This is a genomic window from Spirosoma profusum (assembly GCF_014699005.1).
In the GTDB taxonomy this organism is placed as follows: domain Bacteria; phylum Bacteroidota; class Bacteroidia; order Cytophagales; family Spirosomataceae; genus Spirosoma; species Spirosoma profusum.
In genome coordinates this window covers 42,500-65,490 of record NZ_JACWZY010000033.1, presented here as the reverse complement: position 1 = coordinate 65,490, position 22,991 = coordinate 42,500, and the positions used below count along the sequence as shown (strand labels likewise).

Below are 22,991 nucleotides of genomic sequence, written 5' to 3'. Positions count from 1 at the left end.
TTTCAAGGTTCCGGCAACACTATTTTTTGTCGATTCTATACAGCCGGCCCTGATCAGTAACTGCATATAGAGCACCGTCATTGCCCTGTGTTACGTCCCGAAAACGCTGGTATTGATCAGAAAGGAGCCGCTCTTCGCCCACAACTTTATTATTCTCAATCACCAGTCGGGCAATGTGCATGCCACTCAGTGCGCCAACAAAGAGGTTGTTTTTCCATTCGGGGATGGCATTACCGCTGTAAAAGGTCATGCCACTGGGAGAAATGCTTGGGTCCCAATAATATACAGGCTGTTCAAGCCCATCCTTCTGTTGGATTCCCTCTCCCACTTTCGGGCCAGCATACTCGATTCCATACGTAATGGTAGGCCAGCCATAGTTTTTGCCGGGCTGGATACGGTTAATTTCATCGCCCCCACGTGGGCCAAACTCACCTTCCCATACATCGCCCGTAACCGGATGAAACGCCAGACTCTGCACGTTCCGGTGACCGTAGGAATATAATTCTGGACGCGCATCAGCTTTGCCGGCAAACGGATTTCCAGCGGCAGGTTTACCGTCTTTAGTGATACGAATGACTTTGCCCAGTCCAGAGTTAAGTGACTGAGCCTGCGGACGGGTGACTTTGTCGGAGCGTTCTCCGGTGCTAATAATCAGATTACCAGATTTGTCGATCAGGATACGACCGCCGTAGTGCAAATTGCTTTTATAGGCTGGCGTAGCGCGGTAGATGACGGTTGCCCCCTCAATTTTCTTCTCGTCACTCGATAGTTTCCCTTTGGCAACAGCCGTCAGGTTTCCCTCATCGCCAGCTTCAGAAAATACCCAATAAATCATTCGGTTAGACGCAAAATCGGGATCGGTACGTAAGCCCAGTAACCCGCCCTGACCCGCTGGATTCACCTTTGGCAGACCGGTGATCGCTTCACTTACTTTACCCTCTTTCGTAACAATCCGCATGGTTCCTTCCTTCTCAGTAATAAGCAGCCGTCCGTCGGGCAGGCTGGTGATACCCCACGGGCTTTTAAGCGATTCGGTCAGGACTTTTGCTTCGTAAGGAGTAGCCGTTTTAACACCAGCAATCCGAGTCTGTCCCGAAAACGCTGATTTATACTCCGAATTTGGGTCTTTGGTTTCAACGGGGCTACCGGCACCCGTTCGGTTATCAGCCGAATTCTGGCCACAGGCAGTAAAACCAGCCAGAAGTATGCATAGGCTAGTCGTAGTAAGCAGGATTTTGTTGGTCATGATTGTTTGGTTGTAAGATTTTCACCTTTTATCATTGGTTGAACTTAAAAAGAGAATTTAAAATAGACTCTACCTTACTGATCTGTTTTGATTAATGATACGTCACGTAGCGACTCCAAAGAGTTTTTAATTCTGCACGAATCACTACGTAGCAATCAGTTCAGATTGAATTTCAGAACGGCAAGAAACTGACTGTCTTCGGGCAACGTAACGAGTTCGTGCTGACCGGGAAACAGGATATCCAGCCGTTTTTTCAGATTTGTCAGCCCCAGCCCCGACGTTTCGGGATAGGCTACGTCATCCGGCACTGAATTCTCCACCGAAAAAACCAGTCGGTTGCTACTCTGCGACAAATGTAGTTGAATCCAGCAGTTGGTTTCAGTTTGAGCGGCTCCATGCTTGAACGCATTCTCGACAAAAGGTAACAGGAGCATGGGTGGAATCATCATCTCGTTCAGGTTTTTCAGTTCGTCGAAGTTCGTTTGCACATCCAGACGGTCACCATAACGTATCTTTTCCAGCGCGATATAATCCGTCAGGTAACCGATTTCTCGGTTGATGGGTACCTGTGGGCGATGGCTTTCGTGGAGCTGGTAGCTGAGTAGTCCCGCCAGTCGTTGCAAAAGACGCGGCATCTGAGCCGGTTGGTGCATCGATACCGAAACCAGGTTATTTAACGTATTGAACAGAAAATGGGGCTGCACCTGCGATTGCAGCAAACGATATTCAGCCGCCAGTTTTTCTCGCCGATACGTATCGCTTAACTGCTGCTGACGTAGCGCATGACGAACCAGTTCGGCAGCCACAAAAAGCGCAACCACCAGGTGAAGTTGCATAGACTCGGCCAGAATTTTAGGCCAATAGAGAAGCGGCTTTTCTAATCCGCCAGGATAATAAATTGGATAGAGAATCGTATAGTTGATTGCCCGTCGAAGAATACCAAAAACAACGATCCCGCCAAGTAAACTCAGCCAGAAACCAGCGATACGTTCCGACAGTAAAAACCGTCGGATAGTAATAAGCAGGTGCCAATAACCAGCCACCACTAACAAAGGCAGATTATACGTGATCTGACACAGGCTTTGCTGGAAATTATCCAGGTAGGCTCCTGTATTGAGCCACTCAAACAGAAAGAAACCCATCCAGAAGAGGCCATGTGCCCAAATTTCCCGCTGTGGTTTGAAACTACCGAAACGAGCCATTTCTACGGTTTTCAATTCATTAAAGACACAAATTTACTACGTACGTTGATCATTACACTGGCTATTTTGCCCAACAACGCTTGTGCTCTCCCCAACGGAAGTCACTTTCGACAAACGACCGATTTTCTCGCCCAACTGCGCTACGGAGCCGAAACCGGTTATGTGGGCCGGTAAATACGTCGTTAGGCTAAAATAAAATTCTCCTATCGATATAGGCGGTTGCTTTACCACCGGAATACAACCTTGAATTGAAACGCTAAAACAAATTTCAACCATGTTAACCAATCAACACACGCTCTTGCCATCTATTGGCCAACTGGCAGTAGGCTTAGTTGCTACGTTCGTTTTGTTAGCCCATTCTGGTCGGGCACAAGTCAGCAACGTAACAGCGCAGAACGTAACAGCGCAGAACGTAACGCCTGCCAACGTTCTTGTCCGATCGGATAGCGATCCTGATTATGCACTGGCTTCAGCTTCCTATCAGGTTCACGCGTATGTGAGTCAGAAGGGCAAGGTGCATCTGATGATCAACAACCCAGAACATCTGCGGTATAAAATTGAGGTCGTGGATCAACAAAACCGCTCTCTGTATGAGGAGTTCACCAACCATAATCGATACAACCGCCGAATCGATTTATCATCTCTCCCTGAAAACTCCTGCCAGATCATCGTAAAAATTGACAACAAACGTTATCAGTATAAGGTGAGACGGCAGGAAGCGCAGCTCGCCTTTACACTACAACCCAACATCAATCAGAATCCGACTGACGAGCCGCGTCAAAGCGAATCAGAACGTTCACCGACTCCCGTTACCCTCGACTAATCATCCTGAAACGATCAGTGACTATGTTGAGCGATCAGTCAACGGCTAATCAACTAGCTGATATGCTTAAAGCGATGGGACATCCCCTGCGCATTCAGATTATGGCGATTATCATTGCCGAACAGTTTGTCAGCATTCCAACTCTACAGCAGGGTTTACCCGACACAGATCCGTTTTTTCTCTACAGGAATTTACGCTACATGGAGAAAAAGATGCTGCTCAGGAAACGCCGTAAAGGGCGGGAAATCTATTACGGCTTATCAGAAATGGCGATAGCTGCCGGTTTTGACTTGTTTTTCCGAAATCGAACCGACGTAGTAGTACGTAATGACGAGCAAACGGCATCGTTCCGGCAAAATCTCAAAGGACAAATTCCTGCTTTTTCGTAACCAATACCCGAAGGCTACTGCTTTGATGGGAACTAATGAACAACACGACTGAGGTCAACACTACGTAGTGTTGACCTCAGTCATTTATAAGTCGATACGCATTTATAGATGACGTAGTAAGTATCCCTACCTTGTACGATTCTTATCCTCTAGCGGTTTATTTGATTATTTAAACTAATTTTCGCCCGGACTTATAAACCTTTACTCAATGAAATCGTATTTCCTACCTGCTTTGCTAATTTTATTAGGGGGTGCACTGACTCCGATTCATGCTCAGACCAGCTCATTAAAGGCCCTTTGGGAGTCTGATACGACGCTACGTACCCCTGAATCGGTCTTATATGATCCTGCCCAAAAAGTCATTTACGTCGCCTGTATCAATGGCAGCCCAACGATGGAGAACAAAAATAGCTTCATTGCCAAAATAGGTCCAGATGGTAAAGTGATTAAGCTCAAGTTTACCGAGGGCCTCAATTCTACGAAAGGAATGGGCATTTTGGGCGATAAGTTATACGTAACCGAAATGACGCAAGTCGCTGAAATTTCAAAGGCAACCGGTCAGATTGTGAACCGTTATCCGATCCCAGAAGCTAAATTTCTCAATGACATTGCCGTTGATACGCAGAAGAAGACGATCTACGTAACGGACATGAGGAGTAATCGGATTTGGTCAATAACAGATGGTAAAGCCAGTATGGTTTCGGAAGGAACTCCGCTCAGTAATCCAAATGGCTTACTGGTCGATAACGGCCTGTTGTTGATCGGCAATGGTGACGGTTCGCTGATGGCCATCGACCCAGCGACGAAACAGATGAGAACGCTCGCTAAAGTGTCGGGTGGAATTGACGGTATCGCTCCGTTAGGGAAGCAGGCTTATATAGTCACGGAGTGGGGCGGGAAAATCTGGCACGTCGGCGCAGACGGCAAAACCGAATTAAAGCAGGATACCTCTGCCGAGAAAATTAACTCTGCTGATGTCGATTATAATTCCAGTGCCCAGGTCTTGTACGTACCCACGTTCAATCACCACACGGTTAAGGCTTATTCGCTGAAGTAAGGCTGAGATAGCCCTTTCAGGCTACACATTATTTTCGGCCTCCAGTTGATACGTCGGCTGCTAAAATCTGACGTATCAACTGGAGGCCGAATTGTTTGGAATACAATTGAAAGGGTGGCTGGCGAATTGTATTTTTCCAGACTGGTTAGCTAGCTCAGTTTATGTAAAGAAGCTAAAGCAAGAATGTTTCATCTCCTTCAGGCTATCATTGCTGAGAATTGTCTAAGTCATTTCCTTAGTAAAAAGTAAGTATGACCGCCGTCTCCCTCTGCCACAAAATGAGTATCAAGAATCGTAAACCCTATTTCAAGAAACCAAGATTGATAAGTGATGGCATCAGTATGGCTCCAATACATGCTAGTACCTAGTTGATTCCAATCCTCATCTGTGCCTGTCCATGCTTGAGCGCCTGTAATGCATAGAAAATACCCTTCAGCTTTGAGCCAGTTATAAACTTCATTGAATAAAGCAGGCTGCTCAGCTATGGGGAGATGAATAATTGAATACAAGGCTAGAACTCCATCGAAAGAAAGAGCAGGAAAGTTAAGACTAGCCATGTCAGCGACCTCAAAGCGGGCATTAGGAACGTTGGCGCGCGCCTGCTGGATCTGGACCGGAGAAATATCGACGCCCAGATAATCGAATTGCTGACTCAGAAAATGGGCAGTTGGAATGCCATCAGCGCATCCCAATTCGAGAACGCTGGCATCTTTAGGTAGTAAGCGCGCAAAGGCGATTAACCAGTCATTATACCGATCTGGATTTAGCTGTTCATAATGAGTTCTATAACGGGTTCCTAACTGGTCATATCCCCGTTGTACGATGCACTTAGGGTCTTCCAAAATTTATATAATTGAACTACGTTCATCCGAACTGAAAATCGGAGTCTACGACACTATTTATTACCGAGTTGTTCGGCTATTCCAATGAGAAGTCCTTCAGGCCCACGAATATAGCAAAGCCGATATACGTCTTCGTACTGAACCACTTCGCCGACCAGTTGGGCGCCCAACTGGCGGAGCCTGACGAGCGTTTCGTCAATATCTTCCACGGCGAACATCACACGTAAATAGCCCAGAGCGTTCACTGGGTCGTTCCGATGATCAGCTATTGTAGGGGGAGTAAGAAATCTGGAAAGCTCGAGCCGACTGTGACCGTCGGGAGTGACCATCATGGCAACCTCAACACGCTGGGAACCCAATCCAGTGACACGCCCGGCCCATTCTCCCTCAACTATGAATCGACCTTCGAGCTTCATACCAAGCTCAGCAAAAAAAGTGATGACTTCATCGAGGGATTCTACCACGATGCCGACATTGTCCATTCGTACTAATTTACTTTTTGTCATAACGTATGCTTTTTGGTTTGTGCCACGTTGTAGAATCTAAGTCACGTTAAGAGAATATGAATGCCTTAAAATACATGTAAATTGACGCTACAATTCATTCGGTAAGCCTCTCTCCGCCAATCGTATTACCTCAATTGCAGCCACTACGTTCAATGAGCATACGTGTCGACTACTTTACAACGTAGTAACAACGACATAGCAAACCCTGTTCATCCAGGGATGACGTAACGAAATTGTCCAGAAATCGAAAAATTGGTGGTGATACGTTAATCAACCAGATATGGCAGGTAAGGCTCCAGCTTGTTGGTATCGCGGAAGGCCGTCACCTGATGCAGTTGATTGTTGTACGCGTCGTACCGCAACTCTACGTAGAAATCGCGGAGGTTGTAGAGCAGAAAAATGTTTTCGCCTTCGTACCGGTTTGCGAGAATATCGCCGGTGAAATAGAGCGTATCAAGTTGCTGGTCGGCGGAGAGTCGGGCGAAGTCGGTGGGTTGCATGGGCGGCTGAGGTTGACAGGCGAAATAAGCAAAAGTCGGGCGGCTCACCAAACGAGCTACCCGACTTTATATAATACAACTAAAATAATTTAGCGTATAAATGAAATAGCACTACGTTTAAAGTTCCAACTCTCAGGGTATTACGTTCAATATCTAAAAGATAAATTTTTAGAGTTGAAATAGAGAACGAAGTGTTTTTTTGTCATGCTGAGGAACGAAGCCTCTTAATGTATCATTACTCTCAGGTTTGGAGAGTTCAAGATGCTTCCTGTGTCAGCATGACAAAAAATACTCAAATTTTAACTTCCTTTCCCGATTTGGCGGCTGCATATATTGCTTCGACAACTTTAATGTCGCGCAACCCTTCTTCGCCCGGAGCAATCATCGGTTTTTTGTTCATAATGGCCAGCGCATCGTCGTCCATCTGTTTAGTTTGCTGCCAGGGGACTTCATAGGGATGTTCAATGGTTCCGCCGTTACCCCAATTCCCTTTCTGTCCGTTATAACCCGAATAGGGCTCCATCCGCCATGATCCTTTCGAACCCGTTACGTGCAAATAATTCATATTCATACCGTAGCTAGTCTGTAAGGAAGCCCTGGCACCACTCGGAAAAACCAGTTGAACCATCGACGTCTCGTCAAGGCCGTTTTTGTAAACATCGGGCCGGGTCGTGTATTGTTGAGCCGTTACGGAAATGGGTTCTTCTCCAGTTGCCAGCCGAGCGCCCTGTATTACGTACACACCCATATCGTACATAACGCCCCCACCCATTTCTTTTTTCTGCTTCCAGTGCGTGGTGCGATTGTCATAATACGCTGCTGCGCAGTCGACCATTTGAATTTTACCGATTTTTCCTTCGCGCAGTCCTTTCATCCACTCCTGTGTGTTGGGTTCATGCTGAAGTCGGTATCCAATAGACAGCGTAACTTTATTTTTGGCGCAGGCATCAATCATGTTTTGACATTCCTTTGCCGTTACAGCCATTGGTTTCTCGCACCAGACATGCTTGCCCGCTTTGGCCGCTCGTACTACGTACTCTTCGTGCATCGACGGGGGCAGCACTACGTATACGACGTCGATGTCAGGGTTGTTGGCGATCTGGTCGAAAGTTTGGTAAGAGTAAATATTCTTGTCGGGAATATTATATTGCTTCTTCCACTTTTCAGCTTTTTCGGGCGTACCAGTCACGATACCAGCGAGGTAACAGTTTTTTGTTTTTTGCAAAGCAGGAGCCAGCAAATCAGTACTATAATAGCCCAATCCGACCAACGCTACGCCAAGGCGGTCTTTGGCTGGATTCGTAGCTGCCCATAATGTGTTAGGTTGTATCGAAGCTACTATCCCGGTAAGGGCGGTTGTATGCAGGAATGTTCGTCGCGTCGTCATTTTCATTCGTTTAGTTGAATACTACGTCGAATTTACTAGTTAAAGTCTGACCGACTTAGGTCCTACTACGTTAGAACGTAGCGTCTGCACAGTTTACTACGTTGCTTTAGTCTAAACGAGTTGAATTGGACTTTTGAGTAAACGGTTTGGGAAGCTGACAGGGATTCTATAGTATTGTTCTGGTTATGAACAAATTACCCTTATGTCCATCAAACTCAACTGGTTCGAAAAACTACAAAATTTCAGCTATCTGCTGTTTCTCGTACTCGCTTCTTTGAGTTTTTCTGCATCTGTACAAGGTCAAAATCTGATCTGGGCAAAGAAAATGGGCGGCACAACCCGCGATTACGGAAACGCCGTTACTATTGATGGCTCGGGCAATGTGTACACAACCGGTTATTTTGAGGGAACTGCCGACTTCGACCCGGGTCCGAACGTAGCAAATCTTACGTCGGCAGGCTTTACTGATATATTTATCAGCAAGTTAGATGCATCCGGTAATTTTCTGTGGGCCAAACGAATCGGTGGAACGGGCGAGGACCAAGGGAAAGCGATAGCCGCAGATCGGTTCGGGAATGTTCATATCACTGGCCATTTTGTCGGTACCGTAGATTTCGATCCGGGAACGGGCACAACCAATTTTAATTCGGCGGGTTATGACGATATCTTTATCAGTAAGCTCGACGGTTCGGGTAATCTGATCTGGGCCAGGCAAATCGGCGGCTCATTGGAAGACAATGGCTTATCCATCGATGTAGACGTAGCAGGTAATGTTTATACAACAGGTCGTTTTGCATCTACCGTTGATTTCAATCCGGCTTTAAGTGTGGCCAACCTAACCTCGGCGGGGGTTAGCGATATTTTTGTTAGCAAGTTAGACGCTTCGGGTCAGTACGTTTGGGCCAAACGGATGGGTGGTCCATCGGGCGACGTTGGGCGATCACTAGCACTCGGTAGCAATGGAGAGATTTTACTAACTGGCCATTTCAACGAAACCGCCGATTTTGATCCCGGCCCCGGCACATTTAACCTGAACTCTGCCGGAAATAGCGATATATTCATCAGCAAACTGGATGCATCCGGAAATCTTGTTTGGGCGAAACGCACGGGAGGCTCAGACTTTGATTTTGGTATCTCACTAGTTTACCGAAGTGGCTATATCTTTACCGTAGGTCAGTTCGAAGGTACTATGGATGCCGATCCCTATATTTTAGGTTTATTCAATCTCACCTCACTGGGTGAAGACGATATAGTTCTCAGTAAACTGGATGAGTCTGGTAATCTGATCTGGGCAAAACGCTTTGGCGGAACGGGTTTCGATTATGGTAGCTCGGTAGCCATCGACGGACTAGGGGAAGTTTATCTGGCTGGTTATTTCGAAAATACCGTCGATTTTGACCCAGGTGCAGGCGTAACGAATCTTACGTCGGCAGGTTTACGGGACATATTCGTGGTTAAACTGGATGCGCCGGGCAATTTCATCTGGGCACGTCGGATGGGCGGCACTAGCCATGACGAGTGTTTTTCGATGGTGGTCGATGCATTAGGCACTGCTTTCCTGACTGGACAATTTGCCGCTACGTCCGATTTTGATCCCAGCTCCAACGTAGCAAATCTTACGTCAGCCGGTATCTACGACGTTTTTGTTCTTAAGCTTAGCGGAAATCCGGTTTCGGTACAGAGTGGCTCCTGGACAAACCCGGCGACCTGGTCATGCACGTGTATTCCAACGGTTACTGATGTTGTTTTTCTCAGGAATACGGTCAACTTGCCGGATGGCAGCTCGCAGCCGGTTCGTCGACTTATTTATTCCAATACGGGCCGACTGATTTTCGGAGCTGGCTCCACCTTACAGGCATCGAATTAAGCAGTCGATTGCAAATTTTCTCGAACCCAGCCGGTGCGCTTTTTTGTTACAGATAAGGTCTGTTCATGCAGAAGGCCCTATTTTTGCCCCATGTCTAAAAACGTCAATATCGGTTTAGTACAAATGAGTTGCTCGGCGGATGTCGAGGCCAATATTCAGAAAGCCATCGATGGCATTCGTGAAGCGGCCCAAAAAGGCGCTCAAATCGTTTGTTTGCAGGAATTATTCACCTCGCTCTACTTCTGCGATGTAGAGGATCATCATAATTTCAGCCTGGCCGAAGCCATTCCCGGCCCCACCACCGAGCGGCTAGGGAAACTCGCCGGCGAACTGAACGTAGTGATTGTGGCGTCGCTTTTCGAGAAACGAGCGCAGGGTTTGTATCACAACACCACCGCCGTGTTGGACGCCGACGGTACGTATCTTGGCAAGTATCGCAAGATGCACATCCCCGACGATCCGGGCTATTACGAGAAGTTTTATTTTACACCTGGCGACCTCGGTTACAAGGTTTTCGACACAAAGTTTGCACGTATCGGCGTGCTCATTTGCTGGGACCAGTGGTATCCGGAAGCGGCACGTATTACGTCGTTGATGGGCGCTGAAATTCTGTTCTACCCAACAGCCATCGGTTGGGATACTAACGAGCCCGACCCGAAGCAGAATGAGGAACAATACAACGCCTGGCAAACCATTCAGCGGAGTCATGCTATCGCCAACGGTGTACACGTAGTGGCCGTGAACCGCGTTGGGCGTGAGGCCGATCAGCAATTCTGGGGTGGTTCGTTCGTAGCCAATCCGTTCGGGTCGCTGCTGTATCTGGCTCCCCACGATCAGGAACTGATACACGTACAAACCGTCGATCTGGCGCTATCCGAGAAATACCGTACTACGTGGCCCTACTTCCGCGACCGACGTATCGATTCTTACCAACCCATCACCCGGCGTTACATCGACGAATAGAATACGGTTATGAGTGACCGTTACGTTAGTTATGATACGTTCCTTTCATTGTCATGCTGACGCAGGAAGCATCTTAAAGTTTCTAAACGAATTAGTAAGGATACTTTAAGATGCTTCCTGCGTCAGCATGACAAAAATTCGAAGTAGAATTCAATAAACTATTTGTATTTGAGCCCTTATTTTCTTTGCGAGCAGTAATGAAAATTCCCATCGTTTTAGCCATAACGGTAGTAGGCAGTCTGGGTATCTGGTACCTGCTTCCCCGTGGCCTCCCCGATCCAGACCCGGTATATCTGATCGGTTCGTTACCCCCGCAAACGGCACTGACGCCAACCCCTCGTTCGCGCTTTACGCCTACCACACGTAAAGGTTATTATAACATCGACGTAGTAGACGACTTTACGTTGCCTGCCACCAAAACTATTACGTTCTGCGGAGCTGGTCGAAACCTACACGTAGCGCAAGACCGTACAAAGCTGTTCCGGCGCGGTTTTTCGGCAGTTGACCAGAGTCGAATGGTACCCAACGTAGAAATTTGGAAAGATGGATTTCCGGCTAAAGGATGGAAAAGTCCGCTAGATATTCGGCAGCGCTCCTGGATTGTGTACCGCAATTATTTTACAGATTCGTTCGGATTGAACTGGGCCATCAACAGCGATATGGGCAACGAAACGGTGTATAAAGCCCCTGCGCCCAAGCCTGGAGCCCGGATCAATCGCAATACGTTGTATCAGGCTTCTTCCGAATTGAGTGGTGGGTGTATTGCTTTTGGGGATTGCCCGCCGGGTGGTATGAAAAGTACCTATGGTTTCATTTTTCTGGATATTGAAAACGAAACGTATACAGTAAAAGACCGTCAGGAACAGGCGAATCTGTATACGTTCATGGTGAAAACCATAAAAGACAACTCTATTCCACAAACCGAAGTTGGCTCCATTGACCCCGTAGCGCATAATAGTTTCGGTTATTCACGCGCTGAAGATTATACGGACACGATACGTTGGCTGTACAATATGCCCGCCAAACACACAGCCACCAGCCGTCAGCGGGGTATGACCGACGATATTCTGGGAAAATCGTTTGTCGATTTGGCTGATTTCCAGATGCCTGGTACGTATTTTCTCTACCCAGAATTCGATTACTCATTTCCACATACCGGCAATGGCGACCGCCACTGGTTGGCTGCTGTACTAGGCGAGCAGGAAGTAAACCGGAGACTGTCGCCCAAAAAACGGCTTGCCTGGCAGTGGGTTTTCAACACGCAGGGCGACTTCCCGAAAAGCGCCAAAGCCGAACACCCCGCCCCACCCGCCGTAGCCGAAGGAACCGCCATTTTCTATTGGTTTACAGGCGCTTACGGTGCTTTATTCTGGGACGACCACAACGAATTAACCCCCGATCAGCCCTCTCCTACCGACCCAGCTTTACAGGGACTTGGCAACGACCGAGTCTACGCCTGTTATGAACATTACATCCACGGTTTGTGGCGGCTATTTAAGCATCACGGCGATCTATTCAACGGGAAGGAAAACTACCTCAACGAAGCTACCGAATGTTCCTACGATGGTGGAAAAACCTGGTACAAATACAACGCGAATCAGATAAAAACGCGCGATTTCCCGTTTGTTCGAGCTATTGTCAACGGAAATCAGGTTCTGATAGCAGCCACAAAAGCCTACGCGCAGCCCCAGCAATACAACCAGGTCATGTTCCGGTATATTCAGAACGGTTATTCATTTTATACCACAATAAACCTGAAAGGCGACGAAATTTATCTGGGTCGGGCCACGATGAGTCGGGTGAAATAAACCAACTAGCCCGGTTTCCTATTTTGCCAGTATATTAACTTTCGACATTCCCCTTTTTTCTGGTAACGATCTATAGTTACTTTACCCCATGAAGCTTGGTATTGAAATCGGTGGCACAAAATTACAACTCATAACCGGCGACATGACGGGGCAGATTACACAGCGATTTCGCTATGCTGTTGACCCAGAACAAGGTGCGGATGGCATTCTAACCCAAATCGCATCTACCATAGAGCAATTGCCTGAGCCGCCACAAGCCATCGGCGTTGGCTTCGGTGGACCTGTCGACTGGCAAACTGGACGTATTGCTACGTCGCACCAGATTGGTGGATGGTCGGGTTTTGAGATGGTGAACTGGCTTCAGCAACAGGCACCGGGTGCCCATGTGCGCGTAGAGAACGATGCGAACGTAGCAGCGCTCGGCGAAGCCCGTCGGGGCGTAGCGGTTGGATTCCGGCACGTCTTTTATGTTACGTTGGGGAGCGGTGTCGGCGGAGGCATGGTCGTTGACCGACATCTTTATCATGGCGCACTACCGGGCGAATCCGAAATAGGCCATTTGTGGCTAGTGCCGCCAAGTGCCAATTCAGATGGGCAAACGATTGAGCAAACTATTTCCGGTTGGGCTATTGATAAACAGATTAGAGAGTTATTACCTCAACTGCCAGAAGATTCGGCGTTGAAAAAAGCCGTCCTGCAAAGTCATACAGAGGGATCAATTGGTAAAGAGGCCCGATTTCTTCACCCGGCCTACGAAGCCAGCGACCCAGCCGCCCGGATGTTAATTGAACAGATCGGTTCGGTACTGGCCCTCGGTCTGTCGCACGTAGTACATCTGTTTCACCCGGACGCGATTGTGCTGGGCGGTGGGTTATCGATGATTGGCGAGCCGTTACGTGCCGCCGTTCGACAGGCACTTCCTAAATTTGTCATGAAAGCGTTTCCTCCTCCGCTCGTTCTGCTGGCAAAACTGGGCGAAGATGCCGTACCAGTTGGTGCCTTGGAACTAGTTTACGATTGATACGAAACAAGTCTAAAAACTAACGTAGCGTTTGTGCTACGTACTTATAAACTGATTAGCTAAAGCATGAATCAAGCTTATTTCCAGACATACCTTGCCAGCCAGAAAGCTACCTACGATGCCATTCCGGTAGATCGGGTGGAACGTATCATTCAACTTATGAAACAATGCTGGGAAGACGACCGGCAGTTGTTCACCTTTGGCAACGGCGGCAGTGCGGCCAATGCTTCTCATTTCATTACCGACCTCGGCAAAGGGGCTTCTGACGTATTAGGCAAGCGTTTCCGGTGTATGTCGCTCAATGACAACGTAGCATGGATTACGGCCCTCGGTAACGACTATGCCTACGAAGACATATTCGTACGGCAAATGGAAAATTACGCCCGTCCCGGCGATTTGGTGCTGATGATGAGTGTCAGCGGAAACTCGCCCAATCTGGTAAAAGCGGCAAAATGGGCAAACGAAAACGGCCTGTTAACCATCGCGTTGGTCGGTGCCAAGCGGGGGCAGTTGGCGGATTTGGCCCAGGAGGTCATCGTCATTGAAGATACGCATTACGGGCGGGTCGAAGATGCGCAGATGACAATTTGCCACATGCTTTGCTATGGTTTTATGGAACAAGAAATTGTAAATCAATAAGCTTATTCACTACTCATTTCGCTCATGAAAAAATTAAATATTGGCCTCGTATGGCTCCTTTATATGACCATTCCGGGGCTTTCATCTGTGATTGCTCAGCCTATGCTTTACCTCACAAATTATACGTATTCGCCAAACCAACCTGTTGTAGGAACGCTTCATTCAAAGCAGCCCGTTGCCCGATACGTTGTGAGTGGCCCTAACGCAGATTTGTTTACCATTGACAAAGCTAATCAGCTGTCTATCAAGCCAGAATCCGCCAAGTCTTCGGAGCCTTTTTATGATATTACCATTGAAGCGCAAAATCCGTCGGGTTCTCAAAAGAATGCGTTTCGGGTGCTGAAAGACCAGTTCATTCGTAATCAGGTCATTGCTCACCGGGGAGCGTGGAAGCAAAGTAATACGACCGAAAACTCGCTGACGTCACTGAATAATGCCGTTAAGTTAGGTTGTATGGGAAGTGAGTTTGACGTTCACATGTCGTCCGATTCGGTCATTTTTGTAAATCATGACCCAGCTATTAACGGAATCAACATAGAGAAAACACCAGCTCAGGAACTGGCCAAAGTCAAACTGAGTAACGGTGAAACCCTGCCTACCCTCGAAGCTTATCTGAGAGAGGGGATGAAGCAGTATAAAACCAAGTTGATTCTGGAAATAAAAACCTCGAAACTGGGTCGCTCAGTAGCCCTTACCGATCGCGTAGTAGCGATGGTTCACCAACTGAAGGCGCAAGCCTGGGTCGAGTATATCGCGTTCAGCTACGACGTTTGTAAGCGAGTTCGGGAATTGGACCCGGTTGCTAAAGTTTCTTACCTGAATGGCGACAAAACGCCTGCCGAATTAGCCGCCGACCAACTGAACGGTTTCGATTATCATCTCAGCGTACTCAAGAAAAACGAAAACTGGATTCAGGAAGCCAAAGAGCGCAAGTTGACAACCAACGCCTGGACCGTAAATTCCCGTTCAGATCTGCAATGGTTTCTGGATCAAAAGGTTGACTACATTACAACTAACGAACCCGAATTGCTGCTGGAGTTGACAAAGTAATTTTCTGAACCGGGATTTAACAGATTTAAGGATTTACACGATCTTGTCGATAAGCGCTTCAAAGAAGCAAAAAACAAAATCGTGTAAATCCTTAAATCTGTTAAATCCCGGTTCAGAAAATTACGAATATCGATCATTCCGCCAGGGATAGGCGGTATTTGAATAACCACGTTCTTCCCAGAAACCAAGCCGGTTTCTCGATAGGAATTCAATACGTTTTATCCATTTGGAGCCTTTCCAGGCATATAGTTGTGGGGTTATCATACGTAACGGTCCGCCATGTTCCCGCGTTAGGGGTTGTCCATCGGCGGTATGAACCAGCAGTACGTCAGGTTTGAGCGCTTCTTCGAGTGCTACGTTGGTGGAGTAGCCATCATAGCCGTAACACATAATATGCGTAGCTGTACCCTTGGGATCGGCCAGGGCCGCTACGTCCATAAGCCGAACGCCCACCCACGGTACGTTCAGCCGCGACCAGGTCGTTACGCAGTGAAAATCGCTGGTATCTTCAATCTGCGGTAAAGCCAGCAAATCGTCCCATTTTAAACGTAGCGGATTATTGACTTCGCCATCAATATTAAGCTGCCATTTATCGAGTGGAATATTCGGCTGATAGCCTAAATCCAAAACTGGCCATTTAGCCGTAACGGTTTGGCCTACGGGCACTTCGGGCATCCCATGTCGATTAATTGATCCCGAACCACGTGGTTTCTCGTCCATTACAGACGGCGTCTGGGCCATTTTGTCCTCAAAACGGCGTTTGAGTTTCATCCGGGCCTCTACAATTTTATCAGTCTTTTCGTTGGCTTCCATCGTTGTTTTAAACAGGTGCTATTTATGTAAACTATGATTTTGATTTTGTAGTTTTACACAAACGAAAAACTGGCGTTATGATAGCTGAAAAAGTATATATCGCCCCCGACGTGTATCTCCGTCAAGAACGCGATGCTCCTTCTAAGAGCGAGTACGTTAACGGAGACATTATTCCTATAGCCGGAGCATCCACTAATCACAATCGAATTAAAGAAAATACAGCCATTGAAATTGGTTTAAATATCCGCGGGAAAGGTTGCCGTAGTTATTCCAGCGACCAGCGCGTGAATGTACCAACCGATTCTCTATACGCTTACCCTGATATTGTGGTTGTTTGTGGCCCAAATCAGTATCACGATTCGTTGCATGATACGTTAACAAACCCAATGCTGATTGTAGAAGTGCTTTCGCCCGGCACTGCCGCCTTCGACCGGGGCGATAAATTCGCTCTCTACCGCCAATCGCTCACGTTTCAGGAATACCTATTCATCGACTCCGAAAAGATGCGCGTTGAAGTTTTCCGAAAACACGAACGGGGTTATTGGTTTCTGGCTTCTGAAGCCAATAAAACAGGCGAAACCGTCGAATTAGCCATCATTAATTTATCATTGCCACTGGAGACTATATACGCGGAAACCGAAGGCGTTCTACGGTGATACGTACTAAATTACGACACGCGCACGTAGCTCCCCAACAGTTTCACTTCGGCGGCATGATGATTCAGAATTTCCTGCAAATCCGGGTCGGTGGCGTGGCCTTCGCATTCCAGCAAAAACCAGTACCGGAACGTAGCGCCCTCACGCAGCGGTCGACTTTCAATTTTGGTGATATTGATACGTCGCAAATTAAATTCCTGTAAAAATTCTGCCAGCACGCCCGGCCGATCTGTATTGGGCAGACGGGCAATCATGGTCGTTTTATCGCGTCCACTCGGTTGATTCACGAAATCTTTTGCCAGAATCAGAAATCGGGTACGGTTCAGATTGCTATCCTCGATATTGCCGAAAAGTATGGGTACACCAAACAGTTTAGCGGCAATGGTTGAGCATAACGCAGCCGAATTAGGGTTCTGGGCTGCCATCTTTGCCGCTTTTGAGGTCGACTCAACTGGTACTTGCTCGACCTTTAATCCATCAAATGAATCGTTCAGAAATTTACTGCACTGCCGAAATGCGATATCCTTCGAATAGATGTGCGTAATATCAGTGAGGTTTTCGGCCTTGGTGGCAAATGTGAAATGAACGGGAATCTGCGCTTCGGCAGCTATTGTCAGGTCTTTTTCCAGCAACAAGTCAACAGCCTCACTCACAACACCTTCCTGATTATTTTCGATGGGAACCACGCCAAAACGAACCCGTCCTGTTTCGACGCTTTCGAATACGGATCGAATCGTAGGAAGCGCTACATACGTGCTCATTGCGCCAAAACGGCTCTCGGCGGCCTGATGCGTAAAACTGCCTTCGGGGCCCAGGTAGGCCACTCGTTCGGGTAACTCAAGATTGCGCGAAACGGCAAAAATTTCCAGGAAAATAGCCTCAATGGCCTCTCGGTTCAGCAGGCCATTATTTTGTTCGTGAAGCCGGTCCAGAATCTGTTTTTCGCGTTCGGGACGGTAAATAACGGCGTTCGTTGAGCGTTTGAGTTCGCCAACACGACGTACCAGTTCCATGCGCTGATTCAGCAAATTCAACAGTTGGTCGTCGAGGGTGTCGATTTGGTTACGAAGGGATTCAAGACTCATTATAAAAACCAGTGCGCTACGTAGTCTGCAAAAGTACATCACTGACCGCCCACTGCAAACTTTATCTTTGATTGAATGTAAACCCGTCCTAAATCCCTCCCCAGAAGGGAGGGATTTAGGACGGGGTAAATAACGTAACGGGCCAGACTGGATTTTCAGTCTGGCCCGTTACGTTGTTAGACTCTCAATTCGCTTAAAGCGGATTCTGCACAATTTTCGCATTGGCATTAATCTCGCGCCGTGGAATCAGGAATTCCCATTGCTTATCGCCGGCTGGTACGTCGAAAAGTACCACAACGGCACTGCTGAGGTTGGCCCCATTGCGGTTCAGCGGCTGGTTCATGCGTTTCAGATCGAGGAAGCGGAAGCCTTCGCCCCACAGTTCGATACGTCGGTTGAAGATGATTTCATCGATCAACGTCGTGCCTGTTTTGGTCGACAGTTTGTACGATGGATCGCGTTTGCTTACCAGATCAAACAGTACGCTGGCCGCTGCCGTATTATTGTTCAGGCGAGCCTGCGCTTCGGCTTCGATCAGGTACATTTCGGCAGCCCGCATGTACGGAATATCGCCCATCGTACTGGTCGACGGCGTACCTGGCAGCCGGAACTTCTGATTCAGGTAAGGAGCCCGTACACCACCCGTAGGTACCACCGAGTTGGTCGCCGTTGGGGTCTTCACCCACATTTTCGAGCGAACGTCCGTCGTTGGAATCTGATCATAAAGCGTGCTGTTTATAACCTTAGGTGTTACGCGGATGTTGGTCGAGTTGAAATTACTAGATATATAGGAGTGATACGCGCCAAAGAACTCCGACTGATCTTCGAGGTGATCGAAACCCCACATCCACTCCGGATTGGCGATGTCGGAAAAACCTTCCTGATACTGCGCTACCGTCATAAGGGTAAACCCTTTACGTGCCTCAGCCGCAAACTTGGCGGCATCGGCCCAGTTCTGCTGGGTTAGCGCTACCCGAGCCTGGAGCCCTTTTACAACTTCAAGATTAATATGCGACTTGTAGGCACGTGTCGACGTCAGTAAAGCAGCAGCATCAACTAAATCCTTGTTAATCTGCGTATAAATCTCCTCAACTGTTGCTCTCGGCAAACCTTCGGTCGTCGGCGTCAATACCAGCGGAACGCCCAGTTGGCTATTGGGTTTGTTAGCGGCATCGTAGCGTTTTCCGTAAAGTTGCACCAGATTGAAATATGAGAAAGCACGTAACGCCAGAGCCTCGCCTTTTATCTGATTCTTCTCGGCCTGTGCTCCAGCAGCATTGTCGATGCTGGCGACGGCAATATTAGCGTTGCCAATTAGCCGGTAATAAAGTCGATAAGGCATTTCATCACCTACTGCTGTTTCGGAGCGGTGCGCCTGCCAGCGCGTTTCGACCAAATGCCACGTATTGGAAGTATTACTGATCACTACGTCCTCACCCAGTACGTCCAGAATAACCATCATGGCTGGGTGGCCAAAGTGCCCCTGCGAATCCAGGTAACGTACCACCATAGCCCGGTAGATTCCGTTGATAGCTGCAGCCGCATTTTTTGTGGTCGCATAAGCGGCACCAGCATCGATGCTACCCGTGGGCGATGTTTCTAAATATTCCTGCTCACAGGCTGATGTGACTAAGCCAAGAGCAACTAGTATGGTCAGAAATTGCTTTTTCATGAGTTTGTTGTTGCAGCTTAAAGTGTGAATGAAATACCTAATACGACGCTTTTAGCCGGGCTAAATACGTTGCTGGTTACCCCCGTAAAGGTCTGCTGAACGTTCATTCCCTTGCGCTTGGAAAGGATAAGGAAATTCTCAGCACTAACGTAAACCTGAGCGTTTTCGAGGAATAATTTCTTAGCCAACGTAGTAGGTAGACCATATGAAAGTGTTACCGCACGAAGATTGAGGTAGCTAGCGTCGATGAGCCAACGATCCGACTGTGCATCGAAATCAGAGGTCCGGGCAGCGTCCATCCGGGGAATGTCCGTTACGTCGCCCGGCTTCTGCCAGCGTCTCAGGATATCCACAGACTTGGCACTGCCATACCCCCCCGAACTCATCAGGGCAGCATAGGCACCGTCGTAGGTTTTTCCGCCTAACTGATACACGAATAGCGCTGACAGCGATAAGCCTTTGTACTTGAACGTATTAGTGAAACCACCCGATAGAGCCGGAATGGCTGAGCCGTTGTAATGATAGCGAGCGTTGTTAAAATTAGTCGTCAACGTATCACCGCCTTCCGTTACGCGCGTGCTCCCCGTTACGAAGGAAGCCGCCTGGTACTGAGCCTCTCCAGTAGCTGGATTAACACCTCTGTATTCGCGTAGCCAGTAATCGTAGATTGACCTACCCACGGCGAGTTTCTTGGTGCCGTCGATGATTTCGGGATTTTCGGCAGGCATTTTCGTGATTTGGTTTTTCAACTTCGTCGCATTCAAATCAAGACGCCATACGAAATCTTTGTAGCGTACAGGTTCGAGACCTAATTCGATTTCGATACCCCGGTTATACATGGTTCCGATATTTCGGGTAACGGTTGAAATACCCGCCGATAATGGAAGAGGAACCGCGAAAATCAGGTTCGACGACTGGCGGTCAAAGTACTCGACCGTACCTGATACGCGCCCTTTGAACAGACTGAACTCCAGTGCTACGTCGAACGCATTGCTCGATTCCCAGGCCAGGTTGGTATTACCCAGACTCGATTGTAAAATACCGGCTTCCGAAGCGTTGTTCCAGCCCAGATTATAGAGCGGCTGCCAGGCGTAGTAGCTAATTGTGTTATCCAGCGCGAATTGCGCCGTATTACCGCCACCATCGTTACCTGTCTGCCCGTATGAGCCTCTCAATTTCAGCAAACTGATGGAAGGAATTGACCGAACAAACTCTTCCTGATCTAAACGCCAGGCCCCGCTGACCGAATAGAAATTACCCCAGCGCACATCCTTGTAGAATTTACTCGAACCGTCGCGTCGAATCGAAGCCGAAAGGAAATACTTCTGATCGTAATCGTAATTAATCCGCGAGAAGTAACCCTCCACCCGACGTGTGTTGTATACCGAAGCCAGGTTGGTCGTTGTCGTAAAGTTGACCAACTCGTAGTTTCCTTCCAGAATCAACTGAGAACGAGAACCTTCCAGGTTGTTGTCGTTAATCTGAAAGTTTTCGTGACCCAGCAATACGTCAAAGCTATTTTTGCCAAACGATTTGTTGTAGTTCAACAACTGGTTGAAGTTATAGCTGGAAATATTCTGGAACTGGTGCGTGGCACGGCCAGCCGGCGCACCATCACCAACTTCAGGATTCCCGAACGTATATTCATTGTGATTGGTAATGTCGGTACCGATGTTGGCCGTGAATTTGAAATCTTTCAGGAACGTAATCTCAGCATATCCCCGGGCGCCCAGTACGTTACGGCGGAAATAGTTCTGGTTCAGCGTCGTTTCAGCTACCGAATGCCGTCCGCCAAACTGAGGTCGGGCAGGCAGTCCCAGCGCCGTCAGATTACCATAATCCCAGCGCCGATTGCCATTGGGCAGCGTCAGGAACTGACCTGCGTTGTTGGGGTCATAGGCATAAACCGGATAAATCGGGCCAATATTCCGCGAGAAGAAGAACGGGTTCACGAACGTAGTACTACTCGCTACGTCGGCCTGATTCGACTTCGTAAGCGTTGCCGAAATATTTGCTCCAGCCCGTATCCAGGGTTTCAGTTGCGAATTAATATTGAGTCGACCTGTAAACCGGTCATAGTCAGAACGTATCAGATAGCCTTTATCGCTCAGGTACGTCATCGACAGGAAGTAATCCGATTTATTTTGTCCACCCGCAAAACTCAGGCTCACTTCATCACGATTTCCCTGCCGCATAATTGGCTTCTCCCAGTTCAAATCATCCTGCGAAAACCTGAGTTGAGCGTTCGGGTTCATTTGTCCGTTCACATCTACTACCTGATTGTCCGGTACGTTATATACGTTATACCCAACCAAGCCAATCAGTCCCCTCGTCGCATCCGCATTGGCGGTTGAAAGAGATACCGGATTGGTAGCCCGATAGGCAACGCTATTCCGATACGTTTCCCACATCAGCGGATAATATTCCGATACGCCTACCCGATCATATTCGGCCAACCCGCGTGTGCTGAAACCTTTCGTGTAGCGAACATTGATCAAGTTGCGGTCTTTCTGGCCCTTTTTGGTGGTAACTACCACAACGCCATTGGCCGCCCGCGCACCATAGAGCGCAGTAGAAGCCGCGTCTTTCAGGACCGAAATGCTTTCAATGTCGTTCGGACTCAGGTTAGCAATCGAGCCGGAATATGGAATCCCATCTACAACGTAGAGCGGATCATTACCCGACGAAATCGAGCCAAAACCACGAATTCGGATATCTGGGGCAGTTCCTGGCTGGCCGCTTCCGGCGGTTGTCTGCACACCGGCGATAGCTCCCGAAAGTGCCTGAGCAATGTTTGTCGTTACACGATTCTGAAGCTGATTCGTGTTGATCGTACCAGCAGATCCCGTAAACGATGCCCGTTTGGCTGTACCGAACGTAGTAACAATGACCTCGTCCAGATTGGCGGCATCCGGTGCCAACGTAACGTTAATCGTAGATTGATTTCCGATAGCTGACTCCAGTAACGCGAATCCGATGTAGCTAAATACTAATCGGCCATTGACTGGAGCGTTTATTCGGTAATTTCCTTCGGAATCGGTGGTAGTTCCGCGCGTTGTCCCTTTGAGTTGTACGCTTACTCCGGGAAGTGGGGTGCCGTCCTCAGTGGACGTAACACGGCCACTTATAGCAACGTCCTGCGCCAGTACAGGCAGACAGAAAAGCACCGTCAAGAGCCAGGTGCTCAATAGAAGTTTTCTCATGAAGTGTTAAGAAAGAAATGATTTAATAATCTTTTAATACAGCAAAAGTAAGCCAATAAATAATATTCAACAATATATTATTTCGAAATATCTCATTTGTATGTATATAAAATATTGAACAATCACTGATTTGTATGATTTTACGAAAAATTATAATTTTCTGTTTCTACGGTATTATTCATGTATTTCTACTCAGTTTATATTTATTACTTAAAAACCCTTTTCTATACTATTTTTCTATCCTTAGTACGTAGTGAATGTT

Annotated in this window: 21 protein-coding genes; 11 read left to right on the top strand and 10 right to left on the bottom strand. The window is 47.9% G+C overall.

Annotation, left to right across the window (positions count from 1 at the left end):
* Positions 1-19 precede the first annotated feature (19 nt).
* Together IC229_RS28300 and IC229_RS28295 are read right to left on the bottom strand one after the other, a co-directional pair.
* On the bottom strand, positions 20-1,246 hold the full coding sequence (locus IC229_RS28300; RefSeq protein WP_190891257.1) for a PQQ-dependent sugar dehydrogenase: 1,227 nt from the start codon (positions 1,244-1,246) through the stop codon (positions 20-22).
* A gap of 155 nt (positions 1,247-1,401) precedes the next feature.
* A complete protein-coding gene (locus tag IC229_RS28295) occupies positions 1,402-2,463 on the bottom strand; it encodes a sensor histidine kinase (RefSeq protein WP_190891255.1) in 1,062 nt (353 codons plus the stop codon).
* Between the two features lie 30 nt (positions 2,464-2,493).
* On the opposite strand from IC229_RS28295, the gene IC229_RS35810 reads away from it, so the two are divergent.
* The 4 genes from IC229_RS35810 to IC229_RS28280 all read left to right on the top strand — a co-directional run bounded on the left by IC229_RS35810 (position 2,494) and on the right by IC229_RS28280 (position 4,717).
* Entirely contained in the window at positions 2,494-2,622 is a 129-nt protein-coding gene (locus tag IC229_RS35810) for a hypothetical protein (protein WP_262893411.1), read from the top strand.
* Between the two features lie 100 nt (positions 2,623-2,722).
* The gene (locus IC229_RS28290; protein ID WP_190891253.1) at positions 2,723-3,271 is read left to right on the top strand and encodes a hypothetical protein; all 549 of its coding nucleotides are present in this window, start codon (positions 2,723-2,725) and stop codon (positions 3,269-3,271) included.
* Between the two features lie 23 nt (positions 3,272-3,294).
* The gene (locus IC229_RS28285) at positions 3,295-3,660 is read left to right on the top strand and encodes a helix-turn-helix transcriptional regulator (protein ID WP_190891252.1); all 366 of its coding nucleotides are present in this window, start codon (positions 3,295-3,297) and stop codon (positions 3,658-3,660) included.
* Positions 3,661-3,868: 208 nt separating this feature from the next.
* Positions 3,869-4,717 carry an SMP-30/gluconolactonase/LRE family protein gene (locus IC229_RS28280; RefSeq protein WP_190891250.1) on the top strand — a complete coding sequence of 283 codons (849 nt, stop codon included), beginning with the start codon at positions 3,869-3,871 and terminating at the stop codon, positions 4,715-4,717.
* A gap of 227 nt (positions 4,718-4,944) precedes the next feature.
* On the opposite strand, the gene IC229_RS28275 is transcribed toward IC229_RS28280, so the two are convergent.
* The 4 genes from IC229_RS28275 to IC229_RS28260 form a co-directional block, all read right to left on the bottom strand.
* Entirely contained in the window at positions 4,945-5,559 is a 615-nt protein-coding gene (locus tag IC229_RS28275; protein WP_223834233.1) for a class I SAM-dependent methyltransferase, read from the bottom strand.
* 53 nt (positions 5,560-5,612) lie between these two features.
* The gene (locus tag IC229_RS28270) at positions 5,613-6,065 is read right to left on the bottom strand and encodes a VOC family protein (RefSeq protein WP_190891249.1); all 453 of its coding nucleotides are present in this window, start codon (positions 6,063-6,065) and stop codon (positions 5,613-5,615) included.
* 266 nt (positions 6,066-6,331) lie between these two features.
* A complete protein-coding gene (locus tag IC229_RS28265; RefSeq protein WP_190891247.1) occupies positions 6,332-6,565 on the bottom strand; it encodes a hypothetical protein in 234 nt (77 codons plus the stop codon).
* Between the two features lie 292 nt (positions 6,566-6,857).
* Positions 6,858-7,952 carry a Gfo/Idh/MocA family protein gene (locus IC229_RS28260; RefSeq protein ID WP_190891245.1) on the bottom strand — a complete coding sequence of 365 codons (1,095 nt, stop codon included), beginning with the start codon at positions 7,950-7,952 and terminating at the stop codon, positions 6,858-6,860.
* Between the two features lie 202 nt (positions 7,953-8,154).
* On the opposite strand from IC229_RS28260, the gene IC229_RS28255 reads away from it, so the two are divergent.
* From IC229_RS28255 to IC229_RS28230, 6 genes are all read left to right on the top strand, one after another.
* Positions 8,155-9,819 carry an SBBP repeat-containing protein gene (locus tag IC229_RS28255; RefSeq protein WP_190891244.1) on the top strand — a complete coding sequence of 555 codons (1,665 nt, stop codon included), beginning with the start codon at positions 8,155-8,157 and terminating at the stop codon, positions 9,817-9,819.
* A 90-nt stretch (positions 9,820-9,909) separates the two neighbouring features.
* Positions 9,910-10,782 (top strand): carbon-nitrogen hydrolase, encoded by an 873-nt coding sequence (locus IC229_RS28250; protein WP_190891242.1) that lies wholly within the window; start codon positions 9,910-9,912, stop codon positions 10,780-10,782.
* 197 nt (positions 10,783-10,979) lie between these two features.
* Positions 10,980-12,590, top strand: coding sequence for a hypothetical protein (locus tag IC229_RS28245; RefSeq protein ID WP_190891240.1), 1,611 nt, complete (start codon positions 10,980-10,982; stop codon positions 12,588-12,590).
* An 88-nt stretch (positions 12,591-12,678) separates the two neighbouring features.
* Positions 12,679-13,611 carry an ROK family protein gene (locus tag IC229_RS28240; RefSeq protein WP_190891239.1) on the top strand — a complete coding sequence of 311 codons (933 nt, stop codon included), beginning with the start codon at positions 12,679-12,681 and terminating at the stop codon, positions 13,609-13,611.
* Positions 13,612-13,677: 66 nt separating this feature from the next.
* On the top strand, positions 13,678-14,250 hold the full coding sequence (locus IC229_RS28235; protein ID WP_190891237.1) for a D-sedoheptulose-7-phosphate isomerase: 573 nt from the start codon (positions 13,678-13,680) through the stop codon (positions 14,248-14,250).
* A 24-nt stretch (positions 14,251-14,274) separates the two neighbouring features.
* Positions 14,275-15,300, top strand: a complete 1,026-nt coding sequence (locus IC229_RS28230; RefSeq protein ID WP_223834232.1) for a glycerophosphodiester phosphodiesterase family protein — start codon at positions 14,275-14,277, stop codon at positions 15,298-15,300.
* Positions 15,301-15,420: 120 nt separating this feature from the next.
* Here IC229_RS28230 and IC229_RS28225 read toward each other — a convergent pair whose 3' ends face one another.
* Positions 15,421-16,113, bottom strand: a complete 693-nt coding sequence (locus IC229_RS28225; protein WP_190891235.1) for a sulfite oxidase-like oxidoreductase — start codon at positions 16,111-16,113, stop codon at positions 15,421-15,423.
* A gap of 77 nt (positions 16,114-16,190) precedes the next feature.
* Here IC229_RS28225 and IC229_RS28220 point away from each other — a divergent pair, with 77 nt between their 5' ends.
* Entirely contained in the window at positions 16,191-16,769 is a 579-nt protein-coding gene (locus IC229_RS28220) for a Uma2 family endonuclease (RefSeq protein WP_190891233.1), read from the top strand.
* An 11-nt stretch (positions 16,770-16,780) separates the two neighbouring features.
* Here the strand turns inward: IC229_RS28220 and pheA are convergent, their stop codons facing one another.
* The 3 genes from pheA to IC229_RS28205 all read right to left on the bottom strand — a co-directional run bounded on the left by pheA (position 16,781) and on the right by IC229_RS28205 (position 22,729).
* A complete protein-coding gene (gene pheA / locus IC229_RS28215; RefSeq protein WP_190891231.1) occupies positions 16,781-17,854 on the bottom strand; it encodes a prephenate dehydratase in 1,074 nt (357 codons plus the stop codon).
* A 193-nt stretch (positions 17,855-18,047) separates the two neighbouring features.
* Positions 18,048-19,526 carry a RagB/SusD family nutrient uptake outer membrane protein gene (locus IC229_RS28210; protein WP_190891229.1) on the bottom strand — a complete coding sequence of 493 codons (1,479 nt, stop codon included), beginning with the start codon at positions 19,524-19,526 and terminating at the stop codon, positions 18,048-18,050.
* Positions 19,527-19,543: 17 nt separating this feature from the next.
* Positions 19,544-22,729: a SusC/RagA family TonB-linked outer membrane protein gene (locus tag IC229_RS28205; protein WP_190891227.1), complete on the bottom strand. Its 3,186-nt coding sequence runs from the start codon at positions 22,727-22,729 to the stop codon at positions 19,544-19,546.
* Positions 22,730-22,991: the final 262 nt, after the last annotated feature.